11 protein-coding genes are annotated in these 12,116 nt (G+C 58.2%); 6 read left to right on the forward strand and 5 right to left on the reverse strand.

The genetic code is table 11. The annotated features are described in order from the left end of the window. Positions 1-5 precede the first annotated feature (5 nt). Entirely contained in the window at positions 6-470 is a 465-nt protein-coding gene (locus AM379_RS14050; RefSeq protein ID WP_014169076.1) for a YjiG family protein, read from the reverse strand. After that, positions 467-1,189: a nucleoside recognition domain-containing protein gene (locus AM379_RS14055; RefSeq protein WP_106503827.1), complete on the reverse strand. Its 723-nt coding sequence runs from the start codon at positions 1,187-1,189 to the stop codon at positions 467-469. The genes AM379_RS14050 and AM379_RS14055 overlap by 4 nt, the downstream gene beginning before the upstream one ends. Before the next feature lie 281 nt (positions 1,190-1,470). On the opposite strand from AM379_RS14055, the gene cstA reads away from it, so the two are divergent. Further along, positions 1,471-3,576 (forward strand): pyruvate/proton symporter CstA, encoded by a 2,106-nt coding sequence (gene cstA / locus AM379_RS14060; protein WP_014169078.1) that lies wholly within the window; start codon positions 1,471-1,473, stop codon positions 3,574-3,576. 58 nt (positions 3,577-3,634) lie between these two features. Next, positions 3,635-3,832, forward strand: coding sequence for a YbdD/YjiX family protein (locus AM379_RS14065; RefSeq protein ID WP_014169079.1), 198 nt, complete (start codon positions 3,635-3,637; stop codon positions 3,830-3,832). 53 nt (positions 3,833-3,885) lie between these two features. Here AM379_RS14065 and AM379_RS14070 read toward each other — a convergent pair whose 3' ends face one another. Continuing rightward, positions 3,886-4,629 carry an SDR family NAD(P)-dependent oxidoreductase gene (locus AM379_RS14070; protein ID WP_014169080.1) on the reverse strand — a complete coding sequence of 248 codons (744 nt, stop codon included), beginning with the start codon at positions 4,627-4,629 and terminating at the stop codon, positions 3,886-3,888. A 57-nt stretch (positions 4,630-4,686) separates the two neighbouring features. Further along, positions 4,687-5,775: an oxidoreductase gene (locus AM379_RS14075; protein WP_106503828.1), complete on the reverse strand. Its 1,089-nt coding sequence runs from the start codon at positions 5,773-5,775 to the stop codon at positions 4,687-4,689. Positions 5,776-5,935: 160 nt separating this feature from the next. Here AM379_RS14075 and AM379_RS14080 point away from each other — a divergent pair, with 160 nt between their 5' ends. Genes AM379_RS14080 through AM379_RS14095 form a run of 4 tightly spaced genes read left to right on the forward strand, consistent with a single transcriptional unit; the run spans position 5,936 to position 10,763 of the window. Next, positions 5,936-7,438 carry a sugar ABC transporter ATP-binding protein gene (locus AM379_RS14080; RefSeq protein ID WP_020885019.1) on the forward strand — a complete coding sequence of 501 codons (1,503 nt, stop codon included), beginning with the start codon at positions 5,936-5,938 and terminating at the stop codon, positions 7,436-7,438. Continuing rightward, on the forward strand, positions 7,435-8,430 hold the full coding sequence (locus AM379_RS14085; RefSeq protein ID WP_025204689.1) for an ABC transporter permease: 996 nt from the start codon (positions 7,435-7,437) through the stop codon (positions 8,428-8,430). The genes AM379_RS14080 and AM379_RS14085 overlap by 4 nt, the downstream gene beginning before the upstream one ends. A gap of 30 nt (positions 8,431-8,460) precedes the next feature. Beyond that, positions 8,461-9,525 carry a sugar ABC transporter substrate-binding protein gene (locus AM379_RS14090; protein WP_106503829.1) on the forward strand — a complete coding sequence of 355 codons (1,065 nt, stop codon included), beginning with the start codon at positions 8,461-8,463 and terminating at the stop codon, positions 9,523-9,525. Next, the gene (locus tag AM379_RS14095; RefSeq protein ID WP_106503830.1) at positions 9,522-10,763 is read left to right on the forward strand and encodes an LVIVD repeat-containing protein; all 1,242 of its coding nucleotides are present in this window, start codon (positions 9,522-9,524) and stop codon (positions 10,761-10,763) included. Before AM379_RS14090 ends, AM379_RS14095 begins: the two co-directional genes overlap by 4 nt. Positions 10,764-10,817: 54 nt before the next feature. Here AM379_RS14095 and mtnK read toward each other — a convergent pair whose 3' ends face one another. Continuing rightward, positions 10,818-12,017, reverse strand: coding sequence for an S-methyl-5-thioribose kinase (gene mtnK, locus AM379_RS14100; RefSeq protein WP_106503831.1), 1,200 nt, complete (start codon positions 12,015-12,017; stop codon positions 10,818-10,820). Positions 12,018-12,116: the final 99 nt, after the last annotated feature.

A 12,116-nucleotide genomic window follows, 5' to 3' on the forward strand; every position in this document is an offset into this window, starting at 1 on the left:
CCTGTTCAGAGAATAATGCGCATCAGCAGCATGGCTAAGAAGGCGTTGATGACCGAAATGGCAATCATCAGCGGAATACGTTTGGCGCGGGTGCCGATCACACCCAGAATGCGGCCGAGATACTGCACCTGTGAGCCCATCAGATAGATAGCAGGTGCCAGAATCGCCAGGTGCTCGCCGGTAATAATCCCTTTATCAAACAGGCCGATCGCCACGCCGATCCCACCGCCCATCGACATCCAGCCGCCAATCAGCACGGCAGCCGCTTCACCCGGCAGGCCAAACAGGCCCATCAGCGGGGAGAAGATCATCCCCAGCCCTTTCAGCGCCCCGGTAATTTCCAGCGCCTTGATGATGATAAAAGCCATGACCACGTTGGGCAGGGTGCTGCCGGTGGCAATACTCCAGCCCTTGCGTGCGCCTTCGACAAACACATCGGTAATCACGGGATGAGATTGTGGGGCACTCATACGGTCTCTCCTTGTGTCGGTTGTTGCTCAAGGGCATCTTTGCCGATGACGGTCAGGATCAGGCGCAGCAGATTCGCGCCGACAATCTTCATGATGAACATCACGGCGATGCAGGCACCAATGGAGGTCGGCACCGCGGCCGTCCCGTCAACGGCGACCAGGGTAAAGAGGATGGCACCAGAGGAGAAAAAGTTGGTGATCATCGCCCCGGCGGAGAACTGGAACATGGCGAAAACGTCTTTCTCTTTTTCGCTAATCTGCCCTTCATCGGACAGGTTGCGGGTGAGGGATGCACCCACATCGGTGCTCTGCAGGCTGCCAATCAACGCCAGCCCGGTGGTGCCCGGAATACCCAGCAGCGGGCGCAGCAGCGGCGTTAACAGCTTACGGGCTGCACGCAGCGCACCATAGTGCTCCAGCACGTTGATCATCCCGAGGGCAAACATCACGGCCGGAATTAAACCGAGCGCAAAGAGAAACCCGTCCATTGCGCCACTGCCGCCGGTACCGCGAAAGGCGCTGGTGGCGGTAGTCAGGGTGCCGTCTTCAAGGCTGGCCTTGCTGACCACCTTGCCAAACGCACCGTTGAGGGTGGTGAAATCAAACACGCCGTACCACTCTTTTCCGCCCAGCAGGCCAGAGAAGAAAACGGCTGCGAATGCCAGCGCAACGTACGCGCCGGGCCCGACCTTGAGATCCTGAGGTACTGAACTGTTCATATCCTTTTCCTTGTATGCACGCGATTGCGCAGGGTCATTCTGGCGAGGTTTTGAGCAAAAAAAATGATACAAATCATTTCGTAAGGCGGTGTCGGGACGAAAAAGGCAAAAGTGTGACCCGTGGCGGCAGGGGTGTTTCAGCGGAAGGTGATCGGCTTAACAATGTGGTGTAAATGTCTGGTTTGACCACGCATTATTGCGTTTCAAAGTTGTTAAATTTTGAGCGTTGTTCTAGAAACAAAATGTAACATCTCACTGTTTCACAACAACGGACAACAACTATGAACAACTCAGGGAAATACCTTACGTGGGCAGGGCTCTCCGTTGTGGGAGCATTTGCCCTGGGCTATATCGCCCTCAACCGGGGGGAACAGATCAACGCGCTGTGGATCGTTGTCGCCTCGGTCTGTATTTATCTGATCGCGTACCGTTTTTATGGCCGCTATATCGCGAAGACGGTGTTAGGGGTCGACGGCACGCGCATGACGCCTGCGGTTCGTCATAACGACGGTCTGGACTATGTGCCTACCGACAAGAAAGTGCTGTTCGGTCACCATTTTGCGGCGATTGCCGGCGCGGGCCCGCTGGTGGGGCCAGTCCTGGCGGCGCAGATGGGTTACCTGCCGGGGATGATCTGGATCCTCGCGGGCGTCGTACTGGCCGGTGCGGTGCAGGACTTTATGGTGCTGTTCGTCTCCACCCGCCGCGACGGACGTTCGCTCGGTGAGCTGGTGAAAGAGGAGATGGGAGCCACGGCCGGGGTGATCGCCCTGATCGCGACCTTTATGATCATGGTGATCATCCTCGCGGTGCTGGCGATGATCGTGGTGAAAGCGCTGACCCACAGTCCGTGGGGAACCTATACCGTGGCCTTTACCATTCCGCTGGCGCTGTTTATGGGGATCTACATTCGCTACCTGCGTCCGGGACGCATTGGTGAAGTGTCGGTCATCGGCCTGGTCTTTCTGGTGTTTGCCATTATCTCCGGCGGCTGGGTGGCTGAGAGCCCGACGTGGGCGCCGTTCTTCGATTTCACCGGCGTACAGCTGACGTGGATGCTGGTAGGGTACGGATTTGTGGCGGCGGTGCTGCCGGTGTGGCTGCTGCTGGCCCCGCGCGATTACCTCTCCACCTTCCTGAAAATCGGCACGATTGTGGGGCTGGCAATCGGCATTTTGATTATGCGCCCGACGCTGACCATGCCTGCGCTGACCAAATTTATTGATGGCACCGGCCCGGTCTGGACCGGCAACCTGTTCCCGTTCCTGTTTATCACCATCGCCTGTGGCGCGGTGTCTGGTTTCCACGCGCTGATTGCCTCCGGTACCACGCCGAAAATGCTCGCCAATGAGAATCAGGCCTGCCTGATTGGCTACGGCGGCATGCTGATGGAATCGTTCGTGGCGATAATGGCGCTGGTCTCGGCCTGTATTATCGACCCGGGCGTTTACTTCGCGATGAACAGCCCAATGGCGCTGCTGGCACCGGCCGGCACCGTTGACGTGGTGGCCTCTGCCGCGCAGGTGGTAAGCGGCTGGGGCTTTGCCATTACCCCTGACACGTTGACCCATATCGCCAGTGAAGTGGGCGAGCAGTCAATTATTTCCCGTGCGGGGGGCGCGCCAACGCTGGCGGTGGGCATGGCGTATATTCTGCACGGCGCGCTGGGCGGGCTGATGGACGTGTCGTTCTGGTATCACTTCGCCATTCTGTTTGAAGCGCTGTTTATTCTGACGGCGGTGGATGCAGGAACGCGTGCGGCACGCTTTATGCTGCAGGATCTGCTGGGGGTGATCTCACCGAACCTGAAACGTACCGATTCATTACCGGCGAACCTGCTGGCAACGGCGCTGTGCGTACTGGCGTGGGGATATTTCCTCCATCAGGGCGTCGTCGATCCGCTGGGGGGGATTAACACCCTGTGGCCGCTGTTTGGTATTGCCAACCAGATGCTGGCGGGCATGGCGCTGATGCTCTGTGCGGTAGTGCTGTTCAAGATGAAGCGTCAGCGTTATGCGTGGGTGGCGTTACTGCCAACCGCATGGCTGCTGATTTGTACCCTGACGGCAGGCTGGCAGAAAGCCTTCAGCCCGGACAACAAGGTGGGCTTCCTGGCTATCGCCAACAAGTTCCAGGCGATGATCGACAGCGGTAAGATCCCGGCGCAATATACGGAATCACAGCTGTCGCAGCTGGTGTTTAACAACCGTCTGGACGCCGGACTGACCATCTTCTTTATGGTGGTGGTTGTGGTGCTGGCGTTGTATTCTCTGAAGACTGCACTGGCGGCGCTGAAAGAAGACAAGCCGACGGCAAAAGAGACACCGTATGAGCCAATGCCTGAGAACCTGGAAGAGATTGTGACCCAGGCGAAAGGGGCGCATTAATCGCTCAACCTCACCCTCTCCCCGCCGGGGAGAGGGGATAAAAGACGAGACATCCACTATGTTCGACACCCTCTCCAAAGCAGGAAAATACCTGGGCCAGGCCGCCAAAATGATGATCGGCGTACCGGATTACGACAACTACGTCGAGCATATGCGCGTCAACCACCCTGACCAGACGCCAATGACCTATGAAGCTTTCTTCCGCGACCGCCAGGACGCCCGCTACGGCGGCAAGGGCGGCGCGAAGTGCTGTTAACCCTCTTTCGGTAAACAAAGGCTGATCTGCTTTTGTTTACATTCAACATGCGATCAGGCGTTTAACCCGCCATCGACATCCAGTCCCGTGCCGGATATTTGTCCGGCGGCAGGACTGGCCAGGAAGGTGACCGCGGCGGCGATGTCTTCCGGCTGGCCGTAATGTCCCACCGCAATCATCTGGCGCTGAGATTCAGCCTGTTCTCCATCCTCCGGGTTCATATCGCTGTTTGTCGGGCCAGGATGCACAAGGTTCACGGTAATGCCGCGCGGGCCGAGATCGCGAGCCAGACCCCGGGTAAGGGAGTTGAGCGCAGATTTGGTCATCGAATAGACGGCAATACCGGGCATCGCCACACGGTTTGCCAGACAACTGCCGATGTTGATAATGCGCCCGCCGTCAGACATATGCACCAGCGCTTCCTGAATGGCAATCACCACGCCCCGGATATTGACGTTAATCAGGGCGTCAATATCCGCCAGCGTCATGGACTCCAGCGGGCCGCCGCGTGCGATCCCGGCGTTATTGACCAGAATATCCAGCCCGCCCAGGGAGCGTGCCGCATGGGTAACCGCATCCTGAATGGCCTGTGCGCTGGCGCTGTCGGCCTGAATCGCCTCGCTGTGGCGCCCAAGCGCCTTTATCTCTTCGGTGACCGCCTGGGCTTTGTCGGCGGATTTTTCATACGTAATAACCACATCGGCACCGGCGCGTGCCAGTGAAAGTGCGATGGCACGACCCAACCCACGGCTGGCGCCGGTAACCAGCGCCTTCTTACCTGTTAAATCGATCTGCATGATGACCTCGTTGCGAGAGTGATGAGAATCATCATTAGGTATAGTCGGTCGGAACGATTAACGGCTGAAGGATTCCACTTTCTCAAACGCGGCGCGCAGAACCTCAGGGGTGAGCGCGACCGGCAAATAGTGGATAGATTCCACCGGGCGCAGCGTATGGGCAATGACCTTGTCCAGCTCGTCGCGGTTGTTGATATCCACCTCCAGTTCGCGAAGCGTGGTGGGCAGGGTAAAGCGCTGATAGGCCGCCACCAGCTCGGCCAGCACGTCATCCTGGCCGAGCAGCGCACTTTGCACCAGGATGCCGTAGGCCACTTTGGTACCGTGCAGGTATTTTTCCGTTTGCGGCAAAACGGTTAAACCGTTGTGCACCGCATGCGCGGCCGCCACGCGGGTATAGCGCTCGCCCAGACCGCCCACCATTCCGCCCCCGGCAATAATGGCATCCACAACGTCCCTGAACGCCTGCGTCGCTTCGCCACGCTGCTGGTCGGCCAGCGCCTCTTCGCTACGGGAAAGCAGCACGTCGCGGATCGCCAGCGCGCCGTTGATCCCCAGACGTACGGTCAGGGGCAGGTTTTCAGGTTGAGGGGCCAGGACCACCGCTTCATACCACTTCGCCAGCGTATCGCCGATGCCTGCCAGCAGGTACTCCGCTGGGGCTTTGAGGATAATGTGCGGTTCCACCAGCACCAGGAAGTTAGCATCGTCGAACACCTCAAACTGCAGCGCCTGACCGGCATCGTTATACCAGACGGAGAGCGGCGTCCAGGCGGCGCAGGTGGCGGCGATGGTGGGAATAGCCACCACCGGCACGCCGAGACGGCGCGCCACCGCTTTGGCGGTATCAAGCAGTGCGCCACCGCCGACACCAATCACCACGCTGGCGTTATTGCCAGACGCCGTCACCAGATTGGTGACGTCACGTTCGCTGCAGTGCCCTTTAAAGAGCAGATGTTTCGCCCCCGGTGTGTGAAAGCTTTCCGGCAGGAAAGGGCGCGCGCCTTCAATGGCGCGTTCGCCATAAATCCACACCGCGCGGGAGAGCTGTTCCGGCGTAAAGAAATCATTCAGGTGCGCAAGGCTTCCCGGATGCGAGAAATAGTTCGCCGGGCCTGGCACGACGCGGATTTCGGTGTTGCTCATGTGTTGTCCTTTTTTTAGCAAGCGCTAACCCGATGTTATGTCTGGACATCCGGATGGCTAATAATATTTCGCTTTATCTTATGCCTTTTCCGTCGTTGTCAGTCAACCGGAGCTGTGAAAAATTCGATAAATCACAATATGAAAGAAGGATTTAACGCGGATGGTTTCCAGTCGCCTTGAGATGCGCGGTATCAGCCTGGCCTTTTCCGGCTTTCAGGCGTTGTCGCGCGTGGATTTGACGTTAATGGGCGGCTCCGTGCATGCGCTGACCGGCGCAAACGGCGCGGGGAAATCGACGCTGATGGCGGTGCTGTGCGGCACTTACGATCGCTACGAAGGTGAGATCTGCATTAATAACCAGCCGGTGACGATCCGCGAGCCGCTTGATGCCAAACGGCTGGGTATCCACCTGGTGCAGCAGGAAGTGGACGTCGCGCTGATACCGGGGCTGAGCATTGCCGAAAACATCATGCTCGATCAGCTCGCACAGCCGGGGCATCGCTATCGCTGGCGCGCAATCCGCCAGCAGGCGAAACAGGCGCTGGCGCAGCTGGGTATCGCTCTGGATGTGCGACGCATCGTCGACACCTGCACACTGGCAGAAAAGCAGCAGATTTTGCTGGCGCGGGCGCTCTCACACCACTGCCGTTTTCTAATTCTGGATGAACCGACCGCGCCGCTGGATAGCCATGAAAGCGAACGGCTTTTCGCCGTAGTGAGACGTCTGCAAAAGCAGGGGATTGGCGTGGTGTTTATCTCTCACCGTATTCACGAACTGAACGCTATTTGCGACACCTTAACCGTGCTGCGCGACGGCAAGCTGATTGAATCCGGCCCGATGGCGAACCTCAGCGGTGACGCAATCGTTGAGAAGATGCTTGGCCATGAGCTTAACGATATCTATCCGCCGGCCCGTCCTGCGCACAGTGACGAGACGTTGCTGCGCGTGGAAGGGCTGCACGATGACGCGCTGTTGAAAGATATCTCCCTGCACCTGCGAAAAGGCGAAATTCTGGGCATTGCCGGGCTGGCGGGAGCGGGCAAAACGGAACTCTGCAAGGCGCTGTTTGGGGCCAGCAAAAGCCGTGTAGCGCGTGGTGAGCTAAATCATCAGCCCTGGCAGCCGCGCGATCCGGCGGATTCGGTATTGCGCGGTCTGGCGCTGGTACCGGAGGAACGGCGTAAAGAGGGCATTTTTATTGATGAACCGGTGAGCATGAACCTGGCGGTCACCGCGGATAACAGCTTCTCGCGCTGGAGTCTGTTCGGCCACCGTCAGGCGTGGCGCTGGGCGGAAGAGGTGATTGCCCGCGTCGGCGTGCGTGCGCGTGGGCCGGGGCAGGTGCTGCGTCGTCTGTCGGGGGGCAACCAGCAGAAGATTGCCATCGGCAAGTGGCTGCGCAACGACGCCAGCGTGTTGATTTTCGATGAGCCGACCAAAGGCGTCGATGTCAAAGCGAAAACCGATCTGTTCCAGTTAATTGACGGCCTGGCGCGCGAGGGCAAAGGGGTGATTTACGCCTCCGGTGAATTCGCTGAACTGGTGGGGCTGTGCGATCGCATTTGCGTGCTGTGGGACGGACGTATCGTGGCGGAAATCGCCGGGGCCGAGGCCCACGAAGAGACACTACTTTATTATTCAACCGGAGGAACGGCGTCGTGAGCAAGGCCCTTTCAGTAACGGCGGCGGCGTCTGGCCGTCAGCAAATTTTTGATTTTCTCTACAAGTGGGGCATGTTGCTGACCGTGGTGGCGCTGGTGGCCATCTTTGGCCTGGCGTCGGACAACTTCCTCGATCCGAACAACATTATCAATATCCTGCGCTCCATTGCCATCGTGACGGTGATTGCTATCGGGGTGTCAATTTCGCTGACCATCGGCGGGTTTGACCTGTCGGTTGGTTCAACGGCATCGCTGGCTAACGCGCTGGTGGTGTCACTGTTCGTCTGGTACGGCTTCGGCACCACCGAATCGATACTGATTACCCTGGCGCTTTGTACTCTGGTTGGCCTGTTTAACGCGTTTCTGATTGTCATCCTGCGGATCCCGGACATGCTTGCCACGCTTGCCAGCCTGTTTGTTATCCAGGGCGTGGCGATGACCTACAGCTACGGCGGGTCAATTACCGAAAACATGGTGCTGCCGAGCGGCGACATGGCTGAAGGGACCATTCCGGCGGCATTCAGCCTGCTGGGACAGGTGCCGACTATCGTGATCATCATGCTGGTGGTGACGATCCTCGCACAGCTGGGGCTGTCACTGACCACCCACGGACGACGCATGTATGCCATCGGCGGTAATCCGGAGGCGGCACGTCTCTCCGGTATTCGCACCACGCGCTACAAGGTGGCGGCCTACGTGATTGCCTCTCTGCTCGCCGGACTAGGCGGCATTTTACTGGCCTCGCGGATTGGCTCGTCACAGGTGAATGCGGGTGGCGGCTATCTGATGGATGCGGTTGCGGCGGCGTGGATTGGCTTCTCGCTTGCCGGGTCCGGAAAACCGAACGCGCTGGGTACGCTCGTCGGGGCAGTCATTCTTGGCGTGCTGTCGAACGGTCTGGTGATGCTTTCCGTACCCTATTACGCGATGGACATTATAAAAGGGCTGGTGCTCGCCGTGGCGCTGGCGATTACCTACATACAAAAACGCTAACGATTGATCACAACACAACGGGAAAACAGAATGAAAAAAATCACCCTCTCTCTGGTGGCATTAGGGTTACTGACGTCGCTGCCAGGCCTTGCGGCAACCCCCGCACCGCTTCCGCCCGCCATTGCAAATCATGACGGCCCCATCCGCATTGCGGTGATCCGTAACCTCGGCTCTGACGACAACACCACGCAGTTTGTCGCCGGTGCCATTCAGGAAGGCAAAAAGCTCGGCTTTAAGGTCAGCACCTTTTTGAGCAATGGCGACGACGCCAAATTCCAGGACTTCGTCAATCAGGCGATCAGCCAGAAATATGACGGGATTATCCTCTCTCAGGGGCGCGACCCCTATGCGACCGAGCTCGTGAAAAAAGCCGTCGATGCCGGCATTAAAGTGTCGGTGTTTGATACCGCCGTTCAGGGCGACATTCCCGGGGTGACCGTGACCCAGCAGGATGATGCTTCTCTGACCCATCTCTCCTTCGGCCAGCTGGCGAAAGATTTCAACGGCAAAGCCAACATCGTGAAGCTGTGGGTTGCCGGTTTCCCGCCGATGGAACGTCGTCAGGCAGCCTATAAAGCGCTGCAGAAGCAGTATCCGGACATTAAAGAGCTGGATTCTATCGGTGCCGTTTCGTCTGACGTGCAGGGAGATACCGCGAATAAAGTGGGCGCTATTCTGGCGAAATACCCGAAAGGCAAAATTGACGCCATCTGGGGAACCTGGGATGCCTTCAGCCAGGGGGCCTACAAAGCCCTGAAAGAGAACGGCCGCACCGAAATCAAACTCTACAGCATCGATATCTCAAACCAGGATCTTCAGCTGATGCGCGAGCCAGGCAGCCCATGGAAAGTGAGCGTGGCGGTGGATCCGAAGCTGATTGGTGCAACCAACGTACGTCTGATTGCCAACAAGATTGCCGGTGAAACCACACCCGCCACGTATGATTTCAAAGCGGCGGCGATCCCGCAGGCGCTGCTGACCGCCCAGCCAGGCGCAGTGAACGTGGCGTCGCTGGGGAAAATCATTCCAGGCTGGGGTCAGACAGAAGATTTTATCGCCCCGTGGTTTGCGACGCTTGAAGCGAAACATCAATGAGTGTGCTTCCCACGCCTGAATACAGCCGCAATATGCGGCTGATTGGCCATAGCGACCAGGGCGGTCGCCCGGACGGCGTGCAGCTGATGGTGCATCGCGGTTTCGCGTACATCGGGCATATGGTCTCGCAGGGCTTTTCCATTGTGGACGTGCGCGACCCGAAACATCCCAAGCCGGCAGGCTATATGCCCGCGCCGGCCGGCACCTGGAACGTTCATCTCCAGGCGCACGACGATCTCCTGCTGGTCATTAATGCGCGAGACTTGTTCGCGGATGCCCGTTTCGCTGACGAAAAGGTCTACTACACCCGTCAGGTAGGGGAAACCGTACGCGACGTGCAGGACAAGGGCTGGAGCGCCGGGTTGCGGGTGTTTGATATCTCCACCCCTGACAAACCGCGTGAGATCGGCTTTTTATCCCTGAGCGGCATCGGCATTCACCGTATCTGGTACGTCGGCGGGCGCTGGGCGTATGTTTCGGCGCTGATCGACGGCTTTACCGACTATATTTTCCTGACGATCGATCTGGCCGACCCGCAAAAGCCTGAGGTGGCCGGGCGCTGGTGGCTGCCGGGGATGAACCAGACCGACTGTGAGCAACCCAATTGGCCGGAAGGTAAACGCTACGCGCTGCACCACGCGATTATTGCCGGGGATACCGCTTACGGGAGCTGGCGCGACGGGGGACTGACGCTGCTGGACGTGAAGGATCGCACCCAGCCGAAGCTGATTAGCCATCGCAACTGGAGCCCGCCGTTTGGAGGTGGCACGCACACCGCGCTGCCATTGCCGGATCGTGACCTGCTGGTGGTGCTGGATGAAGCGGTACTGGATAACCAGGAGGACGGTGAGAAGTTCATCTGGCTGTTTGATATTCGCGAGCCGTCGAACCCGGTGAGTATTTCCACATTCCCGCAGCCGCAGGAGCGGGATTATGTGGCGAAAGGGGCGCATTTTGGTCCACACAACCTGCACGAGAACCGGCCGGGAAGCTTTGTCAGCTCAACGCTGATTTTTGCGACCTGGCAGAATGCGGGCGTGCGCGCGTTTGATATTTCCAATCCTTACCATCCGGTTGAAACCGGTGCGCTGGTGCCGGCGGCGCCTGAGAGGATGATAGATACGCGGCCGAATCGACCGCAGGTGATCCAGTCATGCGATGTGTTTGTCGATGCGCAGGGCATTATCTACAGCACGGATTATAACGGTGGATTGTCGGTGATTGAGTATCTGGGGTAACGGCGCGCTGGTGTCTTTCTGACGGCCCTCTTCATCGGGAGAGGGCCGAGGCGTTTAACTGTACTGACGCACCCGCGCCACCAGATCTTCGGCGGTGTCGATACGGTCGGCAATCACAATCAGCGCCTTGCCAAGCGTAATCGCGTGGCGCAGGCATTCGTGGCGCATTGCTTCATCCTGAATGGTCTCGATATCCGCCACGTGCGACAGACCGACACTGCGGCGAATCAGCTCCGTGCCGCAGAATCCGATCGCGTCTTTCCATACCTTTTTCAGGAATTCAGAGGCGTAGCCCGGTGCAGCAAGTGCCGCATCGCGCGTTTTCTCACTGGCCAGGATCTGGAAGCGCTCCGCGAAGGTGTTCCACAGCGTCTGAATGTCGGCCAGACGCTGTTCACGGGCCGCGGCGGCATCGCGAATACCCAGATGCCCCGGCAGGCCGCAGAAATTGAGCAGCAGGTTGCCGATGGCGGTGCCGACGTCAAAACCGATGGGGCCGAAGTAGCCGAACTCTGCGTCGATGGCTTTCAGACTGCCGTCTGCCACGAAAATCGAGCCACTATGAATATCGCCATGCAGCAGGGCTTCAGCGTGTGAGAAGAAGCGGTGCTTCAGCGAGGCCACGGCAATTTTTAACTGAGCGTCATCGTGCAGGGCGGCAACGTCTTTTTCCAGTTCAGCAGGGTAGTTGTTACGTTCGTGGACCTGGTACGGATCGTTGAAGAACAGATCTTCGGTGATCTCGCACATCTCCGGATTAAGGAATTTCGCGACCTGCGCTTTCTTTTCATGCGGGTGCAGGTAAAAGTCGCTGGTATGGAACAGCGTGTGCGCGAGGTATTCACCCAGCTGACGCGCCGCCTGCGGGTAGTAGGTATTTTTGATCAGCTCCCCGCGCCAGATGGCATGGCTGGAGAGATCTTCCATCACCATCACCGCCAGTTCGGGGTCGAAGTGGTGGATTTTCACCGTGTGCTGCGGGCTGTGCTGGTAGTGTTCGATCAGCGTTTGCGCCTCCAGGCGGGCGCGATCCAGGGTCAGTGGCCAGGATTCGCCGACGCAGCGCACATACGGCAGCGCCTGCTTAACAACGATGCGGCTTACACCCTCGGTATCGAAAATTTTGAACACCAGATTGAGGTTACCGTCGCCCACTTCCTGCGCCTCCACCAGCGATGAGGGATCATCAAGGCCGCCGAACTGCTTTGCATACTCCACGGCATCCTGGGCGGTAAAGGTACGGTATTGCGACATTGCCTGTTCCTCACTGGTTTTGCTAATAAAGACATTTAGACGTCTATACATCTGGATTTCATCCTGACACAATGTGCTACAACAACGCAACAGGGAATT

Source organism: Enterobacter cloacae complex sp. FDA-CDC-AR_0132 (assembly GCF_003010695.1).
Taxonomy (GTDB): Bacteria; Pseudomonadota; Gammaproteobacteria; order Enterobacterales; family Enterobacteriaceae; genus Enterobacter; species Enterobacter ludwigii.